The organism is uncultured Ruegeria sp., from assembly GCF_947497005.1.
GTDB lineage: Bacteria > Pseudomonadota > Alphaproteobacteria > Rhodobacterales > Rhodobacteraceae > Ruegeria.
The window spans coordinates 130,885-154,865 of record NZ_CANMFF010000002.1 but is presented as its reverse complement, the minus strand read 5'-3'; the positions used below and the strand labels follow the sequence as shown (position 1 = coordinate 154,865).

The window sequence follows — 23,981 nt, the reverse complement described above, 5'->3', positions numbered from 1 at the left end:
ATCCTTTCGTTATTCTTGGCCACATCGCTGCCTTGGGATCAATGGGAGGATATAATGAAGACACTTACCACCGCACTCGTTCTGGGTTGCCTCGCCACGACAAGCTGGGCCGAAGACACATGGCTGAGTATTCCGCCTTCGCCGGTGATGCCCGCAGCGGTGGCGTCGGGAACAACAGAAATCAATGGCATCGATATGTATTATGCCACCTACGGCGATGATGGCGGCACGCCAGTCTTGTTGATTCATGGTGGTCTGGCCCATGGCGACATCTGGGCCGCGCAAGTTGCGGATCTGGCCAGGGATCATACCGTGATCGTTGCCGATACACGCGGGCACGGGCGATCGACAAATGATGGCAGCACCTATTCCTATGAGTTGCTATCGCAAGATTACCTTGCACTGCTGGATAATCTGGAGATTGATCAGGTGCATCTGGTCGGTTGGTCCGATGGGGCCAATATCGGCTATTCGATCTCGACCACAAACCCGGATCGACTGGCCAGTCATTTTGCCCATGCAGGCAATGTGACACTGGACGGAATCGATCCATCGATAGAAACCAACGAGGTGTTCGGGGCCTATGTTGGCATGATGGCTGAAGACTATGCGGCCATGTCACCCACGCCTGACGGGTTCGAGGCTTTTCTGGGTGGGGTTGCCGCGATGTGGGGAACCGAAAAACCCGGAGGACTGTCGGCGCTGACATCGGTCACAGTGCCGACTTTGGTTGTTCAAAGTGAACATGATGAGGCCATTTTGACCGAACACTCGCAAGCGATTGCCGATGCCATTCCGGGGGCCGAGTTGCTTGTTCTGGAGGATGTCAGTCACTTCGCGTCTTTTCAGAACCCCGATGCCTATACGCAAGCCATCCGCGAATTCATCGACCAATAAACCAACGAGAAAGCCCGGCGTCGTCCAAAGCGCCGGGCTTTTGTGCTTATTCGGTAACCGTGACTTTTTTCATCACATCCGGCGCACCAACAATCGCACCGTTTTGACCTGCACCTCGCTTAATCGCATCCACCACATCCATTCCATCAGTTACCTGACCGACCACGGTATATTGGCCGTCCAAAAACGGGCCGGGGTCGAACATGATGAAGAATTGCGAGTTGGCCGAATCCGGATCGCTGGAGCGGGCCATGCCAACCACGCCCCTGTCAAAGGTCACATCGGAAAATTCGGCTGGCAGATCCGGGCGATCTGATCCACCGCGACCGGCATAGCGCATGTCAAAGCCGTCAGCGCTTGAATTGCCGTACTGCACGTCGCCGGTCTGGGCCATGAAACCATCGATCACACGGTGGAACACAACGCCGTCGTACTGACCGTCAGCGGCCAAAGCGGTGATCTGTTCAACATGCTTGGGCGCGATATCTTCGAACAGGTCGACCGAGATCGTGCCATTGGCCCCTTCGCCTTCGACCTCGATCTGCAGGCCGCTGGCCAGCGCGGGGCTGGCCAGCAAGACAAATGCTGCGACCAGCTTATGCATCGGCGGCCACCTTGACGCTGATCATGCGATCGGGGCTCGCAGGCGGCTCACCGCGTACGATTGCGTCGACATGCTCCATACCATCAATGACACGGCCATATACGGTGTACTGACCGTTCAGGAAGTGGTTGTCCTTGAAGTTGATAAAGAACTGCGAGTTAGCCGAATCCGGGTTCTGCGACCGGGCCGCGCCCAGTGTGCCGCGATCATGAGGCAGCTTGGAAAACTCTGCCGGAACGTTCGGCAGCGACGAACCGCCGGTCCCTGCCATGCGCAGGTTGAACCCATCTTCCATGTCGCCATGCTGCACGTCGCCGGTTTGCGCCATGAAACCATCGATCACACGGTGAAAGGCCACGTTGTCGTATTCTCCGCCGCGGGCCAGTTCTTTCATCCGCGCACTGTGCAAAGGCGCCACGTCCGCCAGCAGTTCGATGACAACATTGCCACCTTTCAGTTCGACGATGATTGTGTTTTCGGGATCTTTGATCTCGGCCATGTGGCCCTCCTGTCGTTTTCTTTGCGCAAATACCTATGACGCACGCGAGCGAATGCCAAGTGACGCATTGACCTGAGGGCAAAATGCAGGAAAAGAACCGCCTAAATCACTTACAAATGACGAGGATCGCACGATGGGCTGGAAAACACTGGACGATATGGACCTGAATGGCAAGCGCGTGCTGGTACGCGTGGATATCAATGTGCCAGTCGTAGACGGTGTTGTGACCGATGCCACCCGTATTCAGAGAATCGTGCCGACGGTAAGCGATATTCTGTCCGCCGGTGGCAAACCGATCCTTCTGGCACATTTCGGCCGCCCTAGTGGCGAGCGGCGCGAGAACCTGTCGTTGAAACAATTGGTCCCGACCTTGGAAAGCGCTTTCGGTGCGCAAGTCCTGTTTGCGGCTGACTGCGTTGGTACCGAGGCCGAACTGGCCGCCAAAGCGCTGCAGCCCGGTCAGGTACTGCTGCTGGAGAATACACGTTTTCACGCCGCCGAAACCAAGAATGACGCCGATCTGGCCGCAGGTATGGCCAAGCTGGGCGACGTTTATTGTAATGACGCGTTTTCTGCTGCGCACCGCGCCCACAGCTCGACCGAAGCCATCGCGCGCCTGCTGCCTGCCTGCGCCGGGCGACTGATGCAAGCAGAACTGCAGGCTTTGGAAAGCGCGCTGGGTGAGCCCATGCGCCCAGTGACCGCCGTTGTCGGTGGCGCGAAGGTTTCGACAAAGCTGGAACTGCTGGGCAACCTGATCGAAAAGGTCGAATATCTGGTGATCGGTGGCGGCATGGCGAACACTTTCCTTGTCGCTCAGGGCATCAGCGTCGGCAAATCTCTGGCTGAGACCGCGATGAAAGACACAGCAGCTGACATTCTGGCCAAAGCCGAAAGCTCGGGCTGTCAGATTGTGCTGCCACGTGACGTTGTGGTGGCCGAGAAATTCGAGGCCAATGCGCCTCATCAGGTCCTGCCCGCCGATCGATGCCCCGAGGATGGTATGATCCTGGACGCAGGTCCTGAAAGTGTCGCCGCGATCACCGAAATCTTTGACAAAAGCCAGACCCTGATCTGGAATGGTCCTCTGGGCGCCTTCGAACTGGAACCGTTCGATTCTGCCACCAACGCTGCTGCATTGAAAGCAGCGGCCCTCAGCCGTTCCGGTCAGCTGATTTCGGTCGCCGGAGGGGGCGACACGGTTGCAGCGCTGAACGCTTCGGGTGCTGCCAAGGATTTCACCTACATCTCGACCGCAGGCGGTGCATTTCTGGAATGGATGGAAGGCAAGGCGCTGCCCGGTGTCGCTGCGCTTGATCAGTAAGCCTCGCCAACGGCCTTTGGTCGCTTGTCATGGTTCATGGTATTATCTCTTTTTTGAACGGGGGATTTTACCTTGAAACCATTTTTCCTATTTGTCCTCTTCGTCATGCCCTGGTCTGCCGCTGCGCAATCCAGCTGCGATGGTCAGACGCAGCTGGACGCCAATTTCTGCGCCAAAGAACAATGGGAAGCTGTCGATCACAAACTCAATCTGCTGTGGAAAGAGATCAAGCCCGCAGCCGATGCGCGTGGCGACGGTGGTGCGCTTCTGACAGAACAACGCGCCTGGCTGAAGGCCCGGGACGCAATCTGCGACAAGGAGTTGTCGGGTGGCGGCAGCGCTGCGCCGATGTTCTACTGGACTTGCATGAAGGAGCAGACCGTCGCACGAAATAAGGCGTTGGAGTCCTGGCGTTGACCTGAACCTGCGCCCGCACAAAATACTGATGAAAAATTCGAATCAGGGGATTCACAACCCGAATCACCTGTGACATAGTGCTGACAGATGCCCGGAAAGGGCACGTTTTTGAGGCAAGTTTTCATACGGCGGTAAACAGAGTGTCCCGTTCCCATCGGCCCGGTTTGGGCTCAGTAGTCTTCTTCTCGGTGGCTTTCATGCTGGGTGTGTACTTCACCTTTGCTGCCGTACAAGGTGATTATGGCCTGTTCCGGCGGGTCGAAATAGCGGCGGAACGGGACGCCCTGTCGCGCGATCTGGAAAAGCTGAACGTCGAGATCGTCGAAATGGAAAACCTGACCCGGCGCCTGTCTGACACCTATCTGGATCTTGACCTGCTGGATCAGCAGGCGCGCTCGGTTCTGGGTATGATCCGGGCAGATGAAATTGTAATCCGCTGATCAGTTTAAGGCGCCGAACTTCTTCGGGACATCGTAGCATTACCTGGCTTTTCGGCTTAGCTGCGCGCGACCGGACGCTGCGTCACATTTCCCCTCGCCAGAAAGCCTCAAATGCTTTAAGAGATAGTTTAACGCTAAACTATCTTGCCGAAAGGGGGAGATCGCCACTATGGCTGCGCGAAAAACCACAAAGAAACCAAACGTTTCCGCGGAAGAACTCAAGGCATATTACCGCGAGATGTTGCTGATCCGCCGATTCGAGGAAAAGGCCGGCCAGCTTTACGGCATGGGTCTGATCGGCGGTTTCTGCCACCTGTACATCGGACAAGAGGCAGTTGTTGTCGGGCTTGAGGCTGCAGCCAAGGAAGGCGACAAGCGCGTCACTTCCTATCGCGACCACGGCCACATGCTGGCTTGCGGCATGGAACCGGGTGGTGTGATGGCCGAATTGACTGGTCGCGAAGGTGGCCTGTCCAAAGGCAAGGGCGGCTCGATGCACATGTTCTCGAAAGAGAAGCATTTCTATGGCGGCCACGGCATCGTCGGAGCTCAGGTTCCTTTGGGCGCGGGTCTGGCGTTCGCCGACAAGTATAAGGAAAACGGCGGAGTGACCTTCACCTATTTTGGTGACGGTGCGGCCAACCAGGGCCAGGTCTATGAGACCTTCAACATGGCGGCGATCTGGGACCTGCCCGTTGTCTTCGTCATCGAGAACAACCAATACGCCATGGGCACCTCCCAGGCACGATCAACCTCAACCAAGGACATCTATCACCGCGGCGAGGCGTTCGGCATCCCCGGCGAGATCGTCAACGGCATGGATGTTCTGGCGGTCAAAGCCGCAGGCGAGAAAGCCGTCGCCCACTGTCGCGCCGGCAAAGGCCCGTACATCCTTGAGGTGAAGACCTACCGCTATCGCGGTCACTCGATGTCTGACCCGGCCAAGTATCGCACCCGCGAAGAGGTACAGAAGGTCCGTGAACAAAGCGACCCGATCGAACATGTGCGCGAACTTCTGCTGACCGGCAAACACGCCACTGAGGATGATCTGAAAGCCATCGACAAAGAGATCAAGGAGGTCGTCAATCAGGCCGCCGAATTCTCGAAAGAAAGCCCCGAGCCCGCCGTTGAAGAGCTCTGGACTGACATTTACGCCTGAGAGGACGAATAAGACATGGCAACCGAAATTCTCATGCCCGCCCTTTCGCCTACGATGGAAGAGGGCACTCTGGCCAAGTGGCTGGTAAAGGAAGGCGACACCGTATCCTCGGGCGATATCATGGCCGAGATCGAAACCGACAAGGCGACGATGGAATTCGAAGCTGTCGATGAAGGCATCGTCGGCAAGATCCTGATCGCAGAAGGCACAGAAGGGGTCAAAGTGAACACCCCAATTGCTGTGCTGGTTGAAGAGGGTGAAGATGCGTCCGCCCTGCCTGCGGCTGCGCCTGCAGCCGCAGCGGTGGCCGAGGCCGCCCCTGCGGCGATTGAGGCCCTCGCTCCTGCCGCTGCACCTGCTGCGCCGGTCGTCGATCTGTCGCCCGATTGGCCAGCAGACGCGGAAATGAAATCCGAAACCGTGCGCGAAGCGCTTCGCGACGCGATGGCCGAAGAAATGCGCGGCGACGAAGATGTCTATCTGATGGGTGAAGAAGTCGCCGAATATCAGGGGGCATATAAAATCTCGCAAGGTCTGCTGGACGAATTCGGCCCCAAACGCGTGATCGACACGCCGATCACGGAACATGGCTTTGCTGGTATCGCCGTCGGTTCTGCTTTCGGTGGTCTGAAACCGATTGTCGAATTCATGACCTTCAACTTTGCCATGCAGGCGATTGATCACATCATCAACTCGGCTGCCAAAACGCTTTATATGTCCGGCGGTCAGATGGGCTGCCCCATCGTATTCCGTGGCCCCAACGGCGCCGCCGCCCGGGTGGCAGCACAGCACAGCCAGGACTACGCTGCATGGTACATGCAGATCCCCGGTCTGAAAGTCGTCATGCCCTATTCGGCGGCGGATGCAAAAGGTCTGCTGAAATCGGCGATCCGTGATCCCAACCCGGTGATCTTCCTGGAAAACGAAATCCTCTACGGTCGGTCCTTCGACATGCCGCAAGTGGACGATCTGACCATCCCGTTGGGCAAGGCACGCATCTGGCGCGAAGGATCGGACGTGACCATCGTCAGTTTCGGCATCGGTATGCAATACGCGCTGGAAGCCGCAGACAAGCTGGCCGAAGAGGGCATCAGCGCCGAAGTGATCGACCTGCGTACTATTCGTCCAATGGACACTGGCGCGATCATCAACTCGGTGATGAAAACCAACCGTCTGGTAACAGTCGAAGAAGGCTGGCCGCAAGGCTCGGTCGGCAGCTACATCAGTTCGGTCGTGATGCAGGAAGCGTTTGATTACCTTGACGCCCCGGTCATCAACTGCACCGGCAAGGACGTTCCGATGCCGTACGCCGCGAACCTCGAAAAGCTGGCCCTGATCACCACGGACGAGGTGATTGCAGCCGTCAAACAAGTGACCTACCGGTAAGGAGCGACAGACAGATGCCCACCGAAATTCTGATGCCCGCCCTTTCACCGACGATGGAGGAAGGCACGCTTGCGAAATGGCTGGTCAAAGAAGGCGACACCGTCTCCTCCGGCGACCTGCTGGCCGAGATCGAAACCGACAAGGCCACGATGGAATTCGAGGCCGTTGACGAAGGCACCATCGGCAAGATTCTAATCCCCGAAGGCTCGGAAGGGGTCAAGGTCAACACCGCCATTGCGGTTCTGCTGGAAGATGGCGAAAGCGCTGATGACATCTCGGTCGCGCCTGCCGCTGCTCCGGCGGCTGCATCAGCAGCCGCTGCGGGCAACGAGGCTGCCGCACCAGCGGCGCCCGAGGCGCCCGCCTCTGCCCCGGCAGCTCCGGCAAAAGCCGATGGCGGTCGTATCTTTGCTTCACCTCTGGCCCGACGGATCGCTGCGCAGAAGGGACTCGATCTGGCACAGATCGCAGGCTCGGGCCCGCATGGCCGCATCGTCAAAGCAGATGTCGAAGGGGCGACTGCCACCGCACCGGCATCAACTCCGGCGGCTGCCGCTGCAGCTCCAGCGGCTGCACCAGCAGCCCCCACTGGTCCGTCGGCGGATATGGTCGCGCGGATGTATGAGGGCCGCGAGTATGAAGAAATTCAGCTCGATGGTATGCGCAAGACCATTGCCGCACGTCTGGGTGAAGCCAAGCAAACCATCCCGCATTTCTATCTGCGTCGCGACATCAAGCTGGATGCGCTGCTGAAGTTCCGTGGCCAGCTGAACAAGCAGTTAGAAGGCCGTGGCATCAAGCTGAGCGTCAACGACTTCATCATCAAGGCCGTCGCCAACGCGTTGCAGCAGGTTCCGGCCTGCAACGCAGTCTGGGCCGGCGATCGGGTGCTGCAACTGAAACCTTCGGACGTAGCCGTCGCGGTCGCTATTGAGGGCGGTCTGTTTACCCCGGTCCTGCAGGACGCCGACATGAAGTCTCTGTCAGCTCTTTCAACCGAGATGAAAGACCTTGCCGCCCGCGCACGCGACCGCAAGCTGGCGCCGCATGAATACCAGGGTGGCACCTTTGCCATCTCGAACCTGGGTATGTTCGGCATCGACAACTTTGACGCCATTGTGAACCCGCCTCATGCCGGAATTCTGGCTGTGGGTACAGGCGTCAAGAAACCGGTTGTTGGGGATGATGGTGAGTTGACAGTGGCAACCGTGATGTCCGTCACCATGTCTGTCGATCACCGCGTCATCGACGGTGCACTGGGGGCAGAACTGCTCAAGGCTATCGTCGACAATCTGGAAAACCCGATGGTCATGCTGGCCTGAGGTCTTCAAACATGCCCTCGCCTCAAAATACCCTTGGCGAGGGCAATCTCATTTCTTAGCACCGAATTGAGCCCGCGTGATCGGGGCAGCGATTGTACCGCATATCAAGATACCCCACCTTCTTTTAATAGATGCAGAAAGAAGGTGCGCGATGTTTTCGAAAACCCTTATTCAAAGCCTGATTGTCCTGGCTCTTCTGGCAGGGACTGCACCAGACGCGACTTTCGCAAAGCCCAACAGCTATCCAGGCGAGCATTCGAAGTTCAAATCGAATGATCCAGCCGTGATTGCCCGGCAAAAAGCCGAACAAACGCAGCGCAGAGAATTGCGGAAACAAAAACGGGAAGAACGGCGGCGCAAGCGGTTGGAGCAGCGCACCAACCGTTCGAACTGAATTTTGTTTACTGATCTTTGCCCAGCATATGATCCATCGAGATCGACGGCTGGTCGCACCCGGCCTCACCCACGATCTTGGCTGGGATACCGGCCACGGTCTTGCAGGGTGGCACTTCTTGCAGAACCACGGACCCGGCGGCGATGCGGCTGCAATGACCAACTTCGATATTGCCCAGGACCTTAGCCCCGGCGCCGATCAGCACGCCATTTCCGATTGTAGGATGACGCTGTTCCTCTTCCTTGCCGGTGCCGCCCAGTGTCACGGAGTGCAGCATCGACACATTGTCGCCCACCACTGCTGTCTCGCCAATCACGATGGAATGGGCATGGTCGATCATGATGCCTTTGCCGATCTTCGCAGCCGGATGGATGTCGATCCCGAAAATCTCGGACGAGCGCATCTGGAAGAAATACGCCAGATCGTGACGCCCTTTGCGCCACAACCAATGAGCCACGCGATACGCCTGCATCGCCTGATAACCCTTGAAATACAAGATCGGCTGCAACAACCGATGGCAGGCCGGATCACGTTCGTACACGGCCATAAGGTCCGCGCGGGCAGCCTCGAGCAAACCCGGATCATCGGCATAGGCCTCATCTACGATCTCACGCAGGACCATCATCGACATTTCGTTCGAACACAGTTTGGCCGCCACTCGATATGACAGGGCACGTTCGAGGCTGCGGTGATGTAGAATACAGGCGTGCACGAGCCCACCCATGAGGGGCTCATTCTCGACGGCCGCGTGGGCCTCGGATGTAATACGGGTCCAGACCGGATCGACCGGTGTCACATGGCTGCGCTTTTCGAACATAGCTTTTGATCCTTTGCTGCGCTTAGAATGCCATTTAGTGACAAAAAGACCAAACGCAAACCCATGATCGGTGATGCAACGAAAATGAATGAGTCAGAACGCATATATTTTCGGACACGAATTCGCGAGCGACTGGCGGAACTGGAGGAATTGTCAGCGTCAGGTCAGCAGGCTCAGGCCATCGTCGAACTGGATCAACAGGCCGTTGGCAGGCTGAGCCGTATGGATGCGCTGCAAAACCAGGCCATGGCCAAGGCGCAGCAGGCCAATCGCGATACGGAAACCCGCCGCCTTCAGGCCGCATTAACACGGCTGGACGAGGGCGAATTCGGATATTGCGAAGACTGCGGCGAACGCATTCCGGACGGGCGGTTGAATCTCGATCTGGCCGCCAGCAAATGCGTCAGCTGCGCGTCCGGGTAGCCAAAAACCTTACAATTTGATGCAGAACCGTCTCGAAACACTGACAATATTGCAGATCGTCAAACCCCGGCTCATCGGCCAAGACCCTGTTTCGGGCAACGGCCATGAGTGAGCCGTTGCCGTAAACCCGGTGGAGTTTGCCTGTGCGTTCCAAAAATCTGTCGGCGAGTTCCGCTTCGTAGATCATACGGATACACAATGGTTCCCTGTCTTGCTGCGGCACGGCCAGTAACGCGCGCGCCGCAGCACTGACATCCCCGTGAAGAACCGGTCGCATCAGGCAGCTTGCCCAACCACCAGACGGGACCAAGCGCCCGGTCCGTAAACAGCTGAAACCTGAGCCACCTCGACCTCATAGGCTCCGGTCAGACCATCTGCCGCCTTCAGGGCTGCCGAATAGGTCCACCTTGGTTCGGATGTCATCTCTTCACGCAGAAGGGTACCACCTGCAACGACACGCACCAGATATGATTCACTTTCTTCGCCCAAGGGAATTTCCAGCCCGGACCAGTCATCTGCGTCTGTTCGGGCACGTCGAACCCAAGTGAGTTCATCCCCAGTCGTACCGGGCCGAAGCCTCAGATGTACCGGAGCGTACGGGCGTAAACCGTTGCCCTCAAACGACGCGATCAGGTATTGGTAGGACGGATCATCATAACCGCGGGTTGCAGGCCCAATGCGGTAATGTTTGGCCAGACGCCTCTCATTTCGCAACAAACTGATCTGTTGCAGGTTGTCATTCAGCAAAACGAATATCGATCCGTCCGGCCAGACATCAGGCATCAGAGCATCCGATCCCAATTGGCCCCTGAGCCGACCGGACAAGGAATAAACACCCGGCGCCTCAAGCATGGCGTTGGAAAATTGAATGACCTCCCAGTTATTGGGTGTACCATCACCGATTGCGGCCAGATTAACGCCGTTCAACACTGAACCGCGCGGGCGTGATTCCAATTGGCCGGCAAGCAGTCTGACCTTCAATGCCGGGCCCTCATCCCAGACGCCGGTACTTGCGCGTCTAAGCGGTGTCTCGGTGACGCCAAGAATCGCCCGCCCGCTGACTACATCACTCAGGACATAACCGTCATCGCTGGACGAGGAATAGACAGTCGCGGCGCCCGGCCATGGATCGGCAGTTACCGCCAAAAAAGGCGCGTGAGGAGCTTCGGCCCCAGTAATCAACGGTAAATCCAGAAAGACCGGTAACACAGGAACAGGCGCTGCATACGGTTTGATCGTTGCCGGGTCGTCGTTCAACTCGGACGCCTTGTACACGCCCTGTTCGATCCGAACCGCTTCGACCAGTTGCAGATCTGCGGATTCCAATCGATCAATCCGATAGACAGGCCCGGTTTCGACTTCAGACAACCGCACCAGATCTCCCGCTCCTAAGTGCATTTGGGATGGTGGCAGGGCAAACCGAACCGTATCGCGGGACACTCTGGCTTCGCTTAGCCAGCGTTCGGCGGTCTGCCGCCCTTCGGTGCGTGTCATGGACAGTGGCATTTCATTCACCGACACCGAATGGGTTCTGTCCTGAGGCAGTACCGCCTCTTCCGCGACAAGATCGTGATCCGCATCCGACTGAACAAAGCGCAGTCGAACGCGCCCGGTCATCTCGGCCTCGGCTTCGCGTCGATGCTCAACCGTACCCTCCACATCGCCGCTAACGGCCAGATGGTCGGGATTCAATACAACCGCACCGTACCCGTCGCGCATCTGAAACCGCAACACTGCGTCCCGTTCAATCGCATCAAACCCATAGCGCAGCATCAACGGCTGCAAGGCGGAACGCGCGTTTATCACATCTTCGATCACATACCCGCGGACCACACCATAGAGGCCGGAAACATCAATTTCGGTCACGCCTGCCCCATGGCAGATTTCTGTCACCACGGATGCAAGCGTGCGCGATCCGGACCGACCGTTCAACCAGTGCCCCCGTGAATAGTTTTCACCATCGTCCCACTGACTTTGCAGATTGGGAAAAGTCGGAAACGGACGAGTATCCCATGCCCAGACATAGGCGTTCGCCAAATCCAACATCGGCGCACCGTAAATGTTCGATACCGGATTGACGTTTGGGTCGCTCCAATATCCAAGGGTCGCCGTCAGGTACTGAACCTGAATGAAATCATCCCGCAACCCGTTCGAATAAGCCGGTAGAAGTGATTCAGATGATTTTGGATCCAGAAACTTGTTCGGCTGGTTCGTGCCTTTGTCAATTGCAGCGCAGCCCAGTTCATCCACCCAGGCCGCGTCGAACTGAGGGCCGCGCAGCCCCTCAGGATCATGCGCCGAAAACGCCTGCGCCTCAGCCCCATTGGGCCAGATCAACTTGCGTTCAGAAGCCTTCCATGAAGGTCGACGATCTGGCGGCGAGCATTGCAATATCCCGCTATCGCCAAAGATCATCACATCGCGTACCTGATCAAAGGTCTCACCGACCAGCGCCACGCGACTGGCCTCTCCCCGATCCAACGGCATCGACCCCTCGACCATCGACCGCACCCATTCCGCCCCTGCCCGGGTTTTCCCCGCGCCACGCCCGCCCATGATCACCCAGGATCGCCAGCCTTCCTCGGGCGGCAATTGATGCGGTAGTGCCCAGAACTCAAACAGGAAAGGGAGGGCACACAGCCCTCCCTCCCCAATCTCACTCAGAAATCTATTTTGCACCGCAGCAGGTGCGGAGGCGAGCCAGCCTGCACCCGACTTCAAACCGAGCTCGGTCAAGGTCGAGCGCGTACCCTCCTTGGGCAATTCCGGCTTGTCTGTGATGTTGTTCGACAAAGCTTGTCTCCACTTTCTGACAACTTCGGATCAGCCCCTCTAACTGCCCGAGTTGCTTGGCTGAACCAGCAAGATCTGCATCCTCCCCGGCACCGATCTGTTTGCGCAGGTCTTCCGCCGCTTGCCGCAGATCGCGAATGGACCTCTCAAGCGACTGCAACAAATCAGCCGTCTGGGAAATCCGCTCTTCCGGGGTTATCAAAGTCATGTTTGCCTGTGACCTCATGCGTGAGTTTTCTCCGCACGAGAGAAACGAAAAACGGCCTCCGGATCACCTCGGGGCCGTCACCCACCTCTTCTAGCATGACATGATCGATAGACAATTAAGTTCGCAAAGTCAATAAGTTGTGCAACACCAACGCAACAGAGAGCGAACGGTAGGATTAATTTTTGGTTTCCAACCGTCTTAAGCCTGGCCCGTCAAATCCTGCGCCAACATCAGCGCATTCATATCCGGATCATAAAAGGTCGCCGTACTGACCATCCCCTCAATCGTATCGGTTTCACCATCAAATTTTACTCCAGCAGCTTCCAATTTACCACGCGCGTCCACAATGTCCGCGACTTCGAATACAGGCACGCAATTGCCTGGCGAAGCTTCGGCCTGCTCGCCCAGTCCCAAAGTGACTCCGTCGACGTTGGTCCGCATTTCGCTCCATCCTGCTTCGTCGATGTGATGAACAAGTTCAAACCCAAGTTTGGCGGCATACCAATCCGCGCTGGCGTGTCGGTCCTGAACGGACATCGCAAGCGTGATGGTGTTTTTCAATGAAACGAGCGGCATAGAACTTTCCTTTTTTCATAATTATAGTTACTATACTTTATGGACATAAATACACTTGTCAAGCTGACCTCGCGGGCATGGTCACTGAATATACTCGCCCTGCTGCTCGACGGGGTTCCGGGCCGACAAGCCCCACTCTTGTCAGCCACCAATGCAAGCCGAACAGCGTTCACAGCCAGTCTTGCCCATCTTGTCGCACTTGGTCTGATCGAGAAAAATCCTGGTCACGGGCATCCTCTGCGCCCGGAATTCCGACTGACTACTAACGGGGTCAAGGCTGCTGCAATCGCAAGCAAGATAGTCACTGCCGCCGGTAGTGAGATAGATACCGGACTTCTACGGAAATCATGGACCGTGCCGGTTCTGGCTTTGACTGGCAAGCCTCGTCGGTTTTCGACCATCAGATCAGGCCTGGCTGTCATCACGGATCGGGCGTTATCTTCATCACTGCACCAGTTGGAAGCACAAGACTGGATCCGTCGCGACATTGATACGACCGGACGGATGGCATTTCCAACTTATAATGCAGTCAATACCGGTTTTGAGATCAACAGGGCAGTTGACCTGATGCTGTAACAAACAGCGATCTGCGACCCAGCCAAGTGTCATTTTCGCCTCGGCAAGCCCTCCGGCGTCATACCCGCGCTTGACATTTCTCGTTACAGCCCTCATGTGCCACCAACCAAAGCGCTGCTGCGTGAGCCTGAGCGGACCTCTTCCGCCCCACAGCGCCCGATCCATTTCACAGTTCCCCATCACGCAGGGTTCTTGACGCGACGGCCGGATAGCGCAGGATACGCCTGTACGTCCCGAGGTCTCGCACAACCCCTGCTGGTCGCCCCCGCGCGACCCTTCATGACCTGTCCCAGGGCCAATGCTCCGGGCTGTAAAGGATTTTTATTTGTTCGACTTCGATATGCTGGGCCTAGCGCCCGCCCTGAATGACGCGCTGAAAAGCGCCAAACTGACCCAACCCACACCGATCCAAAACAAGGCCATTCCACTGGCGCTTGAGGGTCATGATATCCTCGGCCTTGCCCAGACCGGCACTGGTAAAACCCTGGCCTTCGGTCTGCCGCTGATCGATCACCTTCTGGCACAGCCTGGCAAACCCGCGCCGAAAATGGCCAAGTCACTGATCCTCGCGCCCACCCGCGAGCTGGTCAACCAGATCGCCGACAGCCTGCGCGGCCTTTGCAAAAACACCAAACTGCGTGTCGCCACCGTGGTTGGGGGCCAATCGATCAACAAACAGATCATGTTCCTGTCCCGCGGCACTGACATCCTTGTCGCCACACCGGGCCGCCTGATTGATCTGATGGATCGCCGCGCGGTCGATCTAAGCTCGGTCCGGCACCTGGTGCTGGACGAGGCTGACCAAATGCTGGACATGGGGTTCATCCACGCCCTGCGCCGTATCGCGCCGGAACTGGGCACACCTCGCCAGACGATGCTGTTCTCGGCCACGATGCCAAAGCAGATGGAAGAGCTCAGCCGTGCCTACCTGACCAATCCGCAGCGCGTTCAGGTCTCGCCCCCGGGTAAAGCCGCCGACAAGATCACTCAATCGATCCATTTTGTCAGCAAGCCGGGGAAACCCCACAAGCTACGCGAGATTCTATCCAAGGATATGGACGCTTTGACGTTGGTATTCTCGCGCACGAAGCACGGCGCTGAAAAACTGATGAAGGGGCTGGTCGCCGACGGTTTTAACGCCGCCTCGATCCATGGCAACAAGAGCCAGGGGCAACGTGACCGCGCGATCAAGGCCTTCCGCGCAGGCGAGATTAACGTTCTTGTGGCTACAGATGTCGCCGCGCGTGGTATCGACATCCCCGGCGTGGCTTATGTAATCAACTATGATCTGCCCGAGGTTCCCGATAACTACGTCCATCGCATTGGTCGAACTGCGCGTGCGGGTCGAGAGGGTGAGGCAATTGCATTCTGTTCAGCCGAAGAGGTTGATCTTCTGCGTCAGATTCAAAAGCTGATGAAAATTGACATCCCGGTCGCCAGTGGGACCCTGCCCGAAGGAACCGTAGCAGAAAAGCCTGCGCGCCGCCCGAACAACCGCCGTCGGGCGTTCAAGCCTAAGCCTGCCAATGGGGATGGAAAACCCGCTGCCAACAAACGGCGTCGCCCCCGCGGCAAACGCCCTGCGGCGTAAGGCCGGAACGGCACCAACAAAAAAGCCAACGCCGGGTCAAGAACCGGCGTTGGCAAATCCAAAGAACGAAAACGCTTTTCGTTCCGATTAATTTCCCGAGCTCTGCTCTGCCTCAATCTCGCGCCATTTGGCGACGTTGCGATTGTGTTCTTGTAAAGTCTCGGCAAATGCGTGCCCACCAGTGCCATCCGCGACAAAGAACACAAAGCTTGTGTCATCCGGTGCAACGGCAGCCTCAAGACTTGCCAAACCGGGGTTGGCGATCGGTGTCGGTGGCAACCCGTCGATCTGATAGGTGTTCCACGGCGTCGGGCGGTTCAACTCGCTGCGCCGCAACCCACGGCCCAAGGTGCCCTGCCCTTTGGTGACACCATAGATCACGGTCGGGTCCGTCTGCAGCCGCATCCCTTGATTCAGCCGGTTCACAAAAACGCTAGCCACTTGCCCGCGCTCTTCCGAAACACCGGTTTCTTTTTCAATGATCGACGCAAGGATCAACATCTCTTCGGGGCCGTCCAGCGGCAGCCCGTCCTGACGGCTTTCCCAAACGGCATTGATCCGCAATTGCTGCTTATCCTGCATTTCTTGCAAAATGGCATTGCGGTCCTGACCTGCCACGACATCGTAGCTGTCGGGTGCCAGCATACCTTCCACCGGGATCTCGGTCACCTCACCTGACAGGGCTTCGAATGATTTCAACGCCTCGACCACCTGCCACGAGGTCACACCTTCGGCCAGCGATACGCGATACCTTGTGTCCGCCTCGTTGCGTTTCTCGGTATAGGCTTCCGGTGTCTCTTCTTCAGCCGCATCGAACGAAGCGATCTCGATGAAATCCAAAGTTGCCGGATTCAGCTCGCGCACACGGGTTTGAGCCCGTGTAACGCCGATACGATATTCGATCTCGGACCCGCAGGTGCTGGCGCCGCTGCTGGTAACCTCGTCGATGATCTGCTCCATCGACGCACCTTCGCGCACCAGAAAGCTACCCGCTTTCAAACGTTGCGCACGATCCGTGTAGTCCGCAGCCATCCGAAAGATCGTGGCGCTGCGGATCGCGCCCTGCTCTTCTAACTCCTGGCTAACACGCGTCATGTTCGATCCGCTTTTGACCTGAAGGCAGATTGCGGTTTCCAGCGGGCCCTCGGCCTTGTATTGAGTCTGCCCCCAAAGGATCAGACCGCCCATCAGGAACAAGCCGACCACCAGAATGGTCAGCGCGTTTGATGCAATCGCCCGCCACATTCAGCTGGCCTTTCCAAAGATCACGCTGGCATTGGTGCCACCAAATCCAAACGAATTGGACAGGGCCACATTGATCTCACGCTCGCGTTTGGCGTTCGGAGCGAGATCAATTGGAGTCTCCACTGCAGGGTTGTCCAGATTGATCGTCGGCGGCGCAACCTGATCGCGGATCGCGAGGATCGAGAAGATCGCCTCAATCGCGCCCGCAGCTCCCAGCAAATGACCGGTTGCCGATTTGGTTGAGGACATGGTGGCTTTCGCGGCGTGATCACCCAGAAGACGCTCAACTGCGCCCAACTCGATCGTGTCCGCCATGGTCGAGGTGCCATGCGCGTTGATGTAATCCAGATCCTTCGGCTCCATTCCGGCGCTGCGCAGCGCGGCCCTCATCGAACGTTCAGCTCCGTCGCCATCCTCGGACGGTGCAGTGATGTGATACGCGTCACCCGACATGCCATAGCCCAAAACTTCAGCATAGATCTTGGCACCACGCGCCTTGGCGTGCTCATAGTCTTCCAGAACCACAATGCCCGCGCCTTCGCCCATGACAAAACCGTCACGGTCCACATCATAGGGACGGCTGGCCGCCTTGGGGTCATCTGCGTATTTCGTGGACAGTGCTTTACATGCGTTGAACCCGGCAATGCCGATTTCGCAAATGCAGCCTTCGCCGCCTCCTGCAACCATGACGTCTGCGTCGCCGGCCCGGATGATACGGCTGGCGTCGCCAATGGCATGCGCACCAGTGGAACACGCGGTCACGACCGAATGGTTCGGCCCTTTGAAGCCATGACGGATCGAAACCTGGCCAGACGCCAGGTTGATCAGAGCACCAGGAATAAAGAACGGCGACACCCGGCGCGGGCCCTTGTCACGGATCAGATTGGCGGTGTTGGCGATCGAGCCCAAACCACCGATGCCTGAACCGATCAGAACACCTGTTCGCAGGCGGTCCTCTTCATCTTCTGGCAACCAGTTCGCATCCTTGCAGGCCATTTCTGCGGCCGCGATGGAATACAGGATGAAGTCTTCAATTTTGCGCTGCTCTTTCGGCGGCATCCAGTCATCGGGATTGAACGTTCCGTTGGTACCATCCCCGCGCGGCACCTCACAGGCGTAGGTCGTGGTGACACCACTACCTTCTGCATCGAAATGCGTGATAGGACCAGCGCCGGACTCTCCGTCCAACAGCCGCGACCAGGTTTCCTCGACCCCGCTGGCCAAAGGAGTGACCAATCCAAGACCGGTAACAACGACTCTGCGCATGAAGTGCCTCTTGCCTGCTTCCTGTTATGAGAACCGCTCATACCCCGGCCCGGGGTGTGGGGGCAAGAGCAACGGCGATTTCTGACAGGCTTCCTGCCAGCAATCGCCCAAAGCAGTACTGCTATTGATTATTGTAACAGGTGCCCGCCCTTTCTTGCCTCCTGCAGAAAGGGCAGACTGCTTTACTGGAACTGCGCCACCGGTTCGTGGGCCGACTTCGCCATGTCCAGCGCATCAGCCAGATCAAGCGACTTACGGAACAGTGCGCGCCCAACAATCGCACCCGAAATATTGTGGATATACGCCAACCGGGAAATATCATCCGCAGAGCGTACAACACCGCTCGCGATCACCGGAGTCCGCGAATGACTTGCCAATCCCGAGATCAGACCAAGCTGAGCGTCGACATCTTCCATATCGCTATCGATATCCGTGACGACGATTGCGGCAAAAGGAGCATCCCCGAACGCATCAATAAACGCCTCGGGAGTGAACGCGCTTTGACTGCGCCAGCCGTCGGTCATAACAAAGCCCTGCCAGACATCCACCGCTAGCACGATTTGATCCGGATAGAGCGTGGCCAATTCCTTGACCAGATTCGGCTCGCGCGCAGCAAGTGTGCCAATCACGACGCGGCCCGCGCCCTTGTCAATCCAGCGTTCGACATGTTCGCGCGTACGCATGCCACCTGCCAACTGCACCGGTATCTCGGCACAGCGAATTATTTCTTCGATCAGTTCGGCGTTGGTATCTTTGCCTTCAATCGCGTCGAAGTCTGTCAGATGCATCCATTCGGCACCTGCTTCGGCCCAGCTCCGCGCAGTTTCAACCGGGTTCACGTGCCAGATCATCGCGTTATCCAAACGGCCTTTGTCCAGTGTGACACACTTACCGTTCTGCAGTTCCATCGTGGGGTATATCCTCATGAGCTTGGTCCTCCGCTCAATCGCTCTGAAATCCCCGGCAGCATACACCTGGAATACCCGCTCAGAATAACCGGGATCGGCACAGTTAGGCCATTTTGCGGCATACTGGTAAAGAGGCGGAATTACGCACGGGCTGGCGGTCCGTTGCGCCGTAACAAATGCACCGGGGTTTCACTATACACCCCATCCCTCATCAAAACATACCCAAGTTTTTTGGCAAGCTTCTGAGACGAGCTGTTTGACGCATTCACCATTGCAACCAATGGGCCGGGAATCACCCGGTCAAACCAGTCATGGGCCGCCTTGGCTGCCTCGTAACCCAACCCCTGCCCCTGAGCTTCGGTGGCCAGAACCCAGCCTGCCTCAGGAAATCCGTCGAAATCCTCACCCATTCCGCGATTACCGTAAAAGAAACCGGCCTGTCCGATCAGCTTGCGATTCGATTGCTGAAGCACACCCCATTGGCCAAACCCGGCCATATGCCAATGCCCAGCATTGCGTAGAAACGAATCCCACGCCTCGCCACGTGAACGGGGTGATCCGCCAATATGCTGCACAACACATGGGTCCCGCCAGATCTCGGCGAACCGGTCAAAATCTTCCGGGCGCATGGCACACAGCGTCAAACGCGCGGTATTTATCATAGGAGTGGATCTTATCATGCCCTGTCCACTTTGAATTTTGCCTCAATGGAAACAGTGCGCATCCGGATATGACCACGCAAGCATGAATTTTGAGCGGGCATAAAAAAACGGCGCCTCCGTTGCCCGGAAGCGCCGCATTTGATCAGATTGAAACGCTTAAGACGCTTCGCTGATGAACTTGACGGCGTCGCCAAAGGTCTGGATGGTTTCGGCTGCGTCATCGGGAATCTCGATGCCGAACTCTTCTTCGAAGGCCATAACCAGCTCTACAGTGTCCAGGCTGTCTGCGCCCAGATCGTCGATGAAGGACGCGTTTTCCGCGACTTTATCTTCTTCAACACCCAGGTGCTCAACAACGATCTTCTTAACGCGATCTGCGACGTCGCTCATGTCTATTCCTCATTCCTTTACAGGGCGGTCTGCCCGATTCTGCCCTTGCCCGCACGGGTTGGCCTTGATTTGCCCGTTTCGGGCGATTTGGGTCCCGGTTAACCGGGTAAGTAGAAGGCCGACCTGAACGACCGGCTCCGCATAGATGCGCCGCCTATAGCATAGTCGGCGCAAGAGGCAAACGCTTTCGCGCCCGCCCCTGTCGCGATCACAACATGGCCATACCACCGTTCACATGCAAGGTGCTTCCGGTAACATAGGCTGCCTCGGGGCTCGCCAGATACAAGACAGCGGCGGCAATTTCGGTCGGTTCGCCCATTCGACCTGCCGGGACTTGCTGCAGCAAACCAGCCTTTTGTTCATCTGTCAGCTTTTCAGTCATTGCCGTGGTGATAAAGCCCGGAGAGACCGCGTTTACAGTAATTCCACGCGTTGCAACTTCGTGCGCCAACGCCTTGGAAAAGCCCACCATTCCAGCCTTGGATGCGGCATAGTTTGCCTGCCCCGGATTGCCGATAGCCCCAACAACTGACGAAATGTTGATGATCCGGCCCCAGCGGGATTTCATCATGCCACGGATCACACCCTTGCACAGTTTCATCGTGGCGGTCATGTTCACGTCGATCACGCTCTGCCATTCATCATCCGACATACGCATGAACAAATTGTCTCGTGTAATCCCGGCGTTATTGACCAGAATGTCAACCGAACCCATGGTCTCAACCGCCTGTTTCGGCAGGGCAGTCACGGCTTCAGGATCGCTCAGATTGCAGGGCAGAACGTAAGCGCGATCCCCTATTTCATCTGCCAGAGCCTGCAACGGCTCGACTCGTGTACCAGACAACCCAACCGTTGCGCCTGCGTCGTGCAGTGCGCGTGCAATGTCGCCTCCGATCCCACCCGAAGCACCGGTGATCAGCGCATTCTTACCTGTTAAATCAAACATTCGGTTTTCCTCTTGGTGCGTCGGCCACGACGCGTATTGAGCTTACGATTCGGCCTGAAGGGCCTTTTGAACATCTTCCGGAGTGCCCACGGCCTTGCCCACGATGGCACGATCGATCTTGCGGATCATGCCGGACAAAGCCTTGCCGGCACCGATTTCCCATGTCTCAGTCACGCCCTGCGCTGCCATAAATTGCACGCTCTCCCGCCAGCGAACGGAACCTGTCACCTGTTCGACCAGCAGTTGGCGGATCAGATCAGGATCGCTGATCGCTTCGGCGCGCACATTGGCCACCAAAGGCACGGCGGGTGCCTTGATTTCGACGGAGGCAAGCGCCTCTGCCATAACTTCTGCAGCAGGTTGCATCAGCGCACAGTGAAATGGAGCACTTACAGGCAACATAACGGCGCGTTTGGCGCCTTTTTCTTTGGCAATCTCGGCAGCACGCTCTACCGCGGCCCTGGAACCGGACACAACGACCTGGGTTGGATCGTTGTCATTGGCCGCCTGACACACCTCGCCCTGCGCGGCCAACTCCGCCACGGCGCGCACTGCTTCCAGGTCCAATCCCAGAACGGCAGCCATAGCCCCCTGGCCCACGGGCACGGCGCTTTGCATCGCCTGACCACGGGTACGCAGCAGACGCGCGGTATCAGCAATCGATAAAGCCCCAGCGGCGGCAAGGGCAGAGTACTCGCCCAAAGAATGCCCAGCCACAAACGCCGCCTTGCTGACCGAAACGCCTTCGGTTTCCAAAGCGCACATAGCAGCCATGGACGTGGCCATAAGCGCCGGCTGAGCATTCTGGGTCAGCGTCAGGTCTGCAATATCGCCGTCCCAGATCAGATTGCTAAGTTTTTCTCCCAACGCCTCATCCACCTCATCGAATACGGCCTGAGCCGCCGGGTAGGCCTCAGCCAGGGCTTTACCCATACCGATAGTCTGGGCGCCTTGCCCCGGGAAAACGAACGCGAGTGTCATAGCAACCTCATGGATGGAGTTAGGTTGCGGCGGGGTGTAAACTGACTGACCGTCTGGCACAAGCACTGCCTGTGTTCTGCATTCTGGCACCGTTGTTGTGCACCCGCGCTTACTTGTGTCGCTCTCCTATAACCTTAACTTGGGCGCAGCACAGAATCCCGGAGTGTAGCACCCATGGCCTCGACCAATTCCTTTTCCAGTTACGGCAGCGTCGCAAAGACGTTTCACTGGCTCACTGCGTTACTGATACTCACAGCACTGCCGCTCGGCTGGATTGCAGACAACCTGGCACACGCCGTGTTACATGCAGCCACAGCCCCAACCGAGGCGGAGATAGCCCGAGCAGCGCGTCTGTTCTCAATCCATAAAACCGTAGGCGTCACCGTGTTTTTCGTAGCATTAGCACGTATAATGTGGGCCTTCACGCAAACCAAGCCCGGCCTATTGAATGCCGACCACAAGCCCGAAGCCTTCGCCGCCGAAACCGTCCACTGGCTCCTCTATGGGTCACTGGTGCTCGTGCCGCTGACAGGATGGGTTCACCACGCCGCAACCGAAGGTTTCGCCCCAATCCTCTGGCCCTTCGGTCAAGACCTGCCTTTTGTACCAAAATCCACCGCTGTGGCTGAATTTGCAGGCGTCCTGCATTGGCTGTTCATGTGGACGCTTGTCGGGTCGCTGGCTCTGCATGTTGCCGGGGCACTGAAGCATCACGTCATAGACAAAGACAGTACATTGCGCCGGATGTTACCGGGTCAGTCGGACGCCCCGGAACCTCCACATCAGCATCATTCCTTTGTTCCGTCCGTCGCCGCGCTTGCAGTATGGGCCATCGTCCTAACCGGCGGCTGGGTCGCCGGCGAGTTTGCGCGTGAGGCCGACGATGATGAAGCTGACGTCCAACTGGCCGAGGTGCAATCGGACTGGCAGGTCCTGAACGGCACTCTGTCGATCACCATCTCGCAGTTGGGCAGCCCCGTTACCGGCTCGTTCTCCGATTGGACAGCGGCAATTACCTTTGACGAACCTGCTGGACCAGGCCCAGCAGGGGCCGTGGAGGTCACAATAGCGACAGGCTCTCTCAACCTTGGTACCGTAACCGATCAGGCATTGGGGGCTGATTTCTTCGACAACTCCCAGTTTCCGACGGCCCAGTTCACAGCTGACCTTTTCAAAACCGAAAACGGGTATGAAGCACGGGGACCGCTGACAATCCGCGACAAGACGATCGATATTGTCCTGCCCTTTTCGCTGGATCTTCTGGACGACACCGCCACCATGGCTGGAACCATTGACTTGAACCGGTTGGAGTTTGACGTAGGCACATCCCAGCCCACCGAAGACTCGCTCGGCTTTGCCGTCGCGGTGACTGTCGAACTCACTGCTACCCGAGGTCAGTAAGGCAAACAAAAAAAACCGCCGGTGATCGGATCATCGGCGGTTTTCAATTCGCTGCCCTAAGATCACTCGGCCTTTTGCGCTTCGACCGAAATCTGGATCTGCACTTCGTCACTGACAAAGGGTGCGAACTGGCCCAGTTCGAACTCACTGCGAACCAGAGTTGTGGTCGCGTCAAAACCGGCCCAAGGCTTGTTTGCCATAGGGTGGTTGTCAGCTTTGTTCAGCTTAGCATCCAAAACAACAGACTTGGTCACGCCATTCATGGTCAGATCGCCAGTGATATTGGCAGTATTATCACCAGTCACTTCAATACCAGTCGATGTAAAGGTAATCAGATCACCCTCGGCGGCACCAAAGAAATCTTCGGTCATGAAATGATCTTCACGTGGTTTCCAGCCTGTGAACATTTCCAGGACCGGCATTGATACGCTTACGCTGGAGGCGGTGGGGTCTTCCTGATCAAACATGATCTCGCCCTCAAAGCCCGAGAACATGCCGGTTGTGGTTGAGAAGCCCAAGTGGTTGTAGGTAAAAACAACCTGGCTGTGGCTGGGGTCCAACACATATTTCTCGGCGCTGGCGAATGCCGTGGTCGCCGATACGGCCAGTGCAGCAGCAAGAAGGGTGGATTTCATAACAATCTCCGCGTTTTTTGTGAATGCAAACCGCTTGGGTTGCTCACAAACAAAATGTGCCGCCCGATGGCGGCACACAAGTATTTTTGATTCACAACTTCTGTTCCTTTTTGAACAGAAT

At 57.2% G+C, this 23,981-nt stretch carries 26 protein-coding genes; 12 read left to right on the top strand and 14 right to left on the bottom strand.

Annotation, left to right across the window (positions count from 1 at the left end):
- Nucleotides 1–54 precede the first annotated feature (54 nt).
- The gene (locus Q0816_RS03200; protein WP_298847641.1) at nt 55–897 is read left to right on the top strand and encodes an alpha/beta fold hydrolase; all 843 of its coding nucleotides are present in this window, start codon (nt 55–57) and stop codon (nt 895–897) included.
- Nucleotides 898–943: 46 nt separating this feature from the next.
- On the opposite strand, the gene Q0816_RS03195 is transcribed toward Q0816_RS03200, so the two are convergent.
- On the bottom strand, nt 944–1,501 hold the full coding sequence (locus Q0816_RS03195; RefSeq protein ID WP_298847640.1) for a peptidylprolyl isomerase: 558 nt from the start codon (nt 1,499–1,501) through the stop codon (nt 944–946).
- Nucleotides 1,494–2,000, bottom strand: a complete 507-nt coding sequence (locus Q0816_RS03190) for a peptidylprolyl isomerase (protein ID WP_298847639.1) — start codon at nt 1,998–2,000, stop codon at nt 1,494–1,496. Before Q0816_RS03190 ends, Q0816_RS03195 begins: the two co-directional genes overlap by 8 nt.
- Before the next feature lie 133 nt (nt 2,001–2,133).
- Here Q0816_RS03190 and pgk point away from each other — a divergent pair, with 133 nt between their 5' ends.
- The 7 genes from pgk (at nt 2,134) to Q0816_RS03155 (ending at nt 8,442) form a co-directional block, all read left to right on the top strand.
- Nucleotides 2,134–3,324, top strand: coding sequence for a phosphoglycerate kinase (gene pgk, locus Q0816_RS03185; protein WP_298847637.1), 1,191 nt, complete (start codon nt 2,134–2,136; stop codon nt 3,322–3,324).
- Between the two features lie 72 nt (nt 3,325–3,396).
- On the top strand, nt 3,397–3,741 hold the full coding sequence (locus Q0816_RS03180; RefSeq protein WP_298847635.1) for a lysozyme inhibitor LprI family protein: 345 nt from the start codon (nt 3,397–3,399) through the stop codon (nt 3,739–3,741).
- Nucleotides 3,742–3,881: 140 nt separating this feature from the next.
- Nucleotides 3,882–4,181 carry a septum formation initiator family protein gene (locus Q0816_RS03175; RefSeq protein ID WP_298847633.1) on the top strand — a complete coding sequence of 100 codons (300 nt, stop codon included), beginning with the start codon at nt 3,882–3,884 and terminating at the stop codon, nt 4,179–4,181.
- 169 nt (nt 4,182–4,350) lie between these two features.
- A complete protein-coding gene (pdhA, locus tag Q0816_RS03170; protein ID WP_298847631.1) occupies nt 4,351–5,340 on the top strand; it encodes a pyruvate dehydrogenase (acetyl-transferring) E1 component subunit alpha in 990 nt (329 codons plus the stop codon).
- 15 nt (nt 5,341–5,355) lie between these two features.
- Complete coding sequence (locus Q0816_RS03165; protein ID WP_298847629.1) at nt 5,356–6,726, top strand: pyruvate dehydrogenase complex E1 component subunit beta; 1,371 nt, start codon at nt 5,356–5,358, stop codon at nt 6,724–6,726.
- A 14-nt stretch (nt 6,727–6,740) separates the two neighbouring features.
- Nucleotides 6,741–8,048, top strand: coding sequence for a pyruvate dehydrogenase complex dihydrolipoamide acetyltransferase (locus Q0816_RS03160; protein ID WP_298847627.1), 1,308 nt, complete (start codon nt 6,741–6,743; stop codon nt 8,046–8,048).
- Between the two features lie 151 nt (nt 8,049–8,199).
- Nucleotides 8,200–8,442, top strand: coding sequence for a hypothetical protein (locus tag Q0816_RS03155; protein ID WP_298847625.1), 243 nt, complete (start codon nt 8,200–8,202; stop codon nt 8,440–8,442).
- 7 nt (nt 8,443–8,449) lie between these two features.
- Here Q0816_RS03155 and cysE read toward each other — a convergent pair whose 3' ends face one another.
- Nucleotides 8,450–9,259 carry a serine O-acetyltransferase gene (cysE, locus tag Q0816_RS03150; RefSeq protein ID WP_298847623.1) on the bottom strand — a complete coding sequence of 270 codons (810 nt, stop codon included), beginning with the start codon at nt 9,257–9,259 and terminating at the stop codon, nt 8,450–8,452.
- A gap of 84 nt (nt 9,260–9,343) precedes the next feature.
- Here cysE and Q0816_RS03145 point away from each other — a divergent pair, with 84 nt between their 5' ends.
- A complete protein-coding gene (locus Q0816_RS03145; RefSeq protein WP_298847622.1) occupies nt 9,344–9,682 on the top strand; it encodes a TraR/DksA C4-type zinc finger protein in 339 nt (112 codons plus the stop codon).
- On the opposite strand, the gene Q0816_RS03140 is transcribed toward Q0816_RS03145, so the two are convergent.
- The 3 genes from Q0816_RS03140 to Q0816_RS03130 all read right to left on the bottom strand — a co-directional run bounded on the left by Q0816_RS03140 (nt 9,663) and on the right by Q0816_RS03130 (nt 13,259).
- Nucleotides 9,663–9,959: a hypothetical protein gene (locus Q0816_RS03140; RefSeq protein WP_298847620.1), complete on the bottom strand. Its 297-nt coding sequence runs from the start codon at nt 9,957–9,959 to the stop codon at nt 9,663–9,665. The two genes, Q0816_RS03145 and Q0816_RS03140, sit on opposite strands and share 20 nt — an antisense overlap.
- Entirely contained in the window at nt 9,959–12,475 is a 2,517-nt protein-coding gene (locus tag Q0816_RS03135) for a glycoside hydrolase TIM-barrel-like domain-containing protein (protein ID WP_298847618.1), read from the bottom strand. The genes Q0816_RS03140 and Q0816_RS03135 overlap by 1 nt, the downstream gene beginning before the upstream one ends.
- Nucleotides 12,476–12,881: 406 nt before the next feature.
- Nucleotides 12,882–13,259, bottom strand: coding sequence for a VOC family protein (locus Q0816_RS03130; RefSeq protein ID WP_298847616.1), 378 nt, complete (start codon nt 13,257–13,259; stop codon nt 12,882–12,884).
- A 39-nt stretch (nt 13,260–13,298) separates the two neighbouring features.
- On the opposite strand from Q0816_RS03130, the gene Q0816_RS03125 reads away from it, so the two are divergent.
- Entirely contained in the window at nt 13,299–13,835 is a 537-nt protein-coding gene (locus tag Q0816_RS03125) for a winged helix-turn-helix transcriptional regulator (protein WP_298847614.1), read from the top strand.
- 325 nt (nt 13,836–14,160) lie between these two features.
- A complete protein-coding gene (locus tag Q0816_RS03120) occupies nt 14,161–15,426 on the top strand; it encodes a DEAD/DEAH box helicase (protein WP_298847613.1) in 1,266 nt (421 codons plus the stop codon).
- Nucleotides 15,427–15,513: 87 nt separating this feature from the next.
- Here the strand turns inward: Q0816_RS03120 and mltG are convergent, their stop codons facing one another.
- The 7 genes from mltG to fabD form a co-directional block, all read right to left on the bottom strand.
- Nucleotides 15,514–16,671 carry an endolytic transglycosylase MltG gene (mltG, locus tag Q0816_RS03115; protein WP_298847611.1) on the bottom strand — a complete coding sequence of 386 codons (1,158 nt, stop codon included), beginning with the start codon at nt 16,669–16,671 and terminating at the stop codon, nt 15,514–15,516.
- Nucleotides 16,672–17,937: a beta-ketoacyl-ACP synthase II gene (gene fabF, locus Q0816_RS03110; protein ID WP_298847609.1), complete on the bottom strand. Its 1,266-nt coding sequence runs from the start codon at nt 17,935–17,937 to the stop codon at nt 16,672–16,674.
- 182 nt (nt 17,938–18,119) lie between these two features.
- On the bottom strand, nt 18,120–18,863 hold the full coding sequence (locus Q0816_RS03105) for a 1-(5-phosphoribosyl)-5-[(5-phosphoribosylamino)methylideneamino] imidazole-4-carboxamide isomerase (protein WP_298847606.1): 744 nt from the start codon (nt 18,861–18,863) through the stop codon (nt 18,120–18,122).
- A 122-nt stretch (nt 18,864–18,985) separates the two neighbouring features.
- Nucleotides 18,986–19,525, bottom strand: a complete 540-nt coding sequence (locus Q0816_RS03100) for a GNAT family N-acetyltransferase (RefSeq protein WP_298847604.1) — start codon at nt 19,523–19,525, stop codon at nt 18,986–18,988.
- Nucleotides 19,526–19,663: 138 nt separating this feature from the next.
- Nucleotides 19,664–19,897, bottom strand: coding sequence for an acyl carrier protein (locus tag Q0816_RS03095; protein ID WP_008756330.1), 234 nt, complete (start codon nt 19,895–19,897; stop codon nt 19,664–19,666).
- Nucleotides 19,898–20,105: 208 nt separating this feature from the next.
- Entirely contained in the window at nt 20,106–20,843 is a 738-nt protein-coding gene (gene fabG / locus Q0816_RS03090) for a 3-oxoacyl-[acyl-carrier-protein] reductase (protein WP_298847602.1), read from the bottom strand.
- A 42-nt stretch (nt 20,844–20,885) separates the two neighbouring features.
- Nucleotides 20,886–21,824: an ACP S-malonyltransferase gene (fabD, locus tag Q0816_RS03085; RefSeq protein ID WP_298847600.1), complete on the bottom strand. Its 939-nt coding sequence runs from the start codon at nt 21,822–21,824 to the stop codon at nt 20,886–20,888.
- Nucleotides 21,825–21,998: 174 nt separating this feature from the next.
- Between fabD and Q0816_RS03080 the strand changes: the two genes are divergently transcribed.
- Nucleotides 21,999–23,225, top strand: a complete 1,227-nt coding sequence (locus tag Q0816_RS03080; protein WP_298847598.1) for a cytochrome b/b6 domain-containing protein — start codon at nt 21,999–22,001, stop codon at nt 23,223–23,225.
- A 62-nt stretch (nt 23,226–23,287) separates the two neighbouring features.
- Here Q0816_RS03080 and Q0816_RS03075 read toward each other — a convergent pair whose 3' ends face one another.
- Nucleotides 23,288–23,860, bottom strand: coding sequence for a YceI family protein (locus Q0816_RS03075; RefSeq protein WP_298847596.1), 573 nt, complete (start codon nt 23,858–23,860; stop codon nt 23,288–23,290).
- Nucleotides 23,861–23,981: the final 121 nt, after the last annotated feature.

What these genes read in the sequence shown, in the direction of transcription:
- Q0816_RS03200 (WP_298847641.1), top strand. Translation starts at nt 55, where the DNA reads ATGAAGACACTTACCACCGCACTCGTTCTGGGTTGCCTCGCCACGACA.
- Q0816_RS03195 (WP_298847640.1), bottom strand. Translation starts at nt 1,501, where the DNA reads ATGCATAAGCTGGTCGCAGCATTTGTCTTGCTGGCCAGCCCCGCGCTG.
- Q0816_RS03190 (WP_298847639.1), bottom strand. Translation starts at nt 2,000, where the DNA reads ATGGCCGAGATCAAAGATCCCGAAAACACAATCATCGTCGAACTGAAA.
- pgk (WP_298847637.1), top strand. Translation starts at nt 2,134, where the DNA reads ATGGGCTGGAAAACACTGGACGATATGGACCTGAATGGCAAGCGCGTG.
- pdhA (WP_298847631.1), top strand. Translation starts at nt 4,351, where the DNA reads ATGGCTGCGCGAAAAACCACAAAGAAACCAAACGTTTCCGCGGAAGAA.
- Q0816_RS03165 (WP_298847629.1), top strand. Translation starts at nt 5,356, where the DNA reads ATGGCAACCGAAATTCTCATGCCCGCCCTTTCGCCTACGATGGAAGAG.
- Q0816_RS03160 (WP_298847627.1), top strand. Translation starts at nt 6,741, where the DNA reads ATGCCCACCGAAATTCTGATGCCCGCCCTTTCACCGACGATGGAGGAA.
- Q0816_RS03155 (WP_298847625.1), top strand. Translation starts at nt 8,200, where the DNA reads ATGTTTTCGAAAACCCTTATTCAAAGCCTGATTGTCCTGGCTCTTCTG.
- cysE (WP_298847623.1), bottom strand. Translation starts at nt 9,259, where the DNA reads ATGTTCGAAAAGCGCAGCCATGTGACACCGGTCGATCCGGTCTGGACC.
- Q0816_RS03145 (WP_298847622.1), top strand. Translation starts at nt 9,344, where the DNA reads ATGAATGAGTCAGAACGCATATATTTTCGGACACGAATTCGCGAGCGA.
- Q0816_RS03140 (WP_298847620.1), bottom strand. Translation starts at nt 9,959, where the DNA reads ATGCGACCGGTTCTTCACGGGGATGTCAGTGCTGCGGCGCGCGCGTTA.
- Q0816_RS03130 (WP_298847616.1), bottom strand. Translation starts at nt 13,259, where the DNA reads ATGCCGCTCGTTTCATTGAAAAACACCATCACGCTTGCGATGTCCGTT.
- Q0816_RS03125 (WP_298847614.1), top strand. Translation starts at nt 13,299, where the DNA reads ATGGACATAAATACACTTGTCAAGCTGACCTCGCGGGCATGGTCACTG.
- mltG (WP_298847611.1), bottom strand. Translation starts at nt 16,671, where the DNA reads ATGTGGCGGGCGATTGCATCAAACGCGCTGACCATTCTGGTGGTCGGC.
- fabF (WP_298847609.1), bottom strand. Translation starts at nt 17,937, where the DNA reads ATGCGCAGAGTCGTTGTTACCGGTCTTGGATTGGTCACTCCTTTGGCC.
- Q0816_RS03105 (WP_298847606.1), bottom strand. Translation starts at nt 18,863, where the DNA reads ATGAGGATATACCCCACGATGGAACTGCAGAACGGTAAGTGTGTCACA.
- Q0816_RS03100 (WP_298847604.1), bottom strand. Translation starts at nt 19,525, where the DNA reads ATGATAAGATCCACTCCTATGATAAATACCGCGCGTTTGACGCTGTGT.
- Q0816_RS03095 (WP_008756330.1), bottom strand. Translation starts at nt 19,897, where the DNA reads ATGAGCGACGTCGCAGATCGCGTTAAGAAGATCGTTGTTGAGCACCTG.
- fabG (WP_298847602.1), bottom strand. Translation starts at nt 20,843, where the DNA reads ATGTTTGATTTAACAGGTAAGAATGCGCTGATCACCGGTGCTTCGGGT.
- fabD (WP_298847600.1), bottom strand. Translation starts at nt 21,824, where the DNA reads ATGACACTCGCGTTCGTTTTCCCGGGGCAAGGCGCCCAGACTATCGGT.
- Q0816_RS03080 (WP_298847598.1), top strand. Translation starts at nt 21,999, where the DNA reads ATGGCCTCGACCAATTCCTTTTCCAGTTACGGCAGCGTCGCAAAGACG.
- Q0816_RS03075 (WP_298847596.1), bottom strand. Translation starts at nt 23,860, where the DNA reads ATGAAATCCACCCTTCTTGCTGCTGCACTGGCCGTATCGGCGACCACG.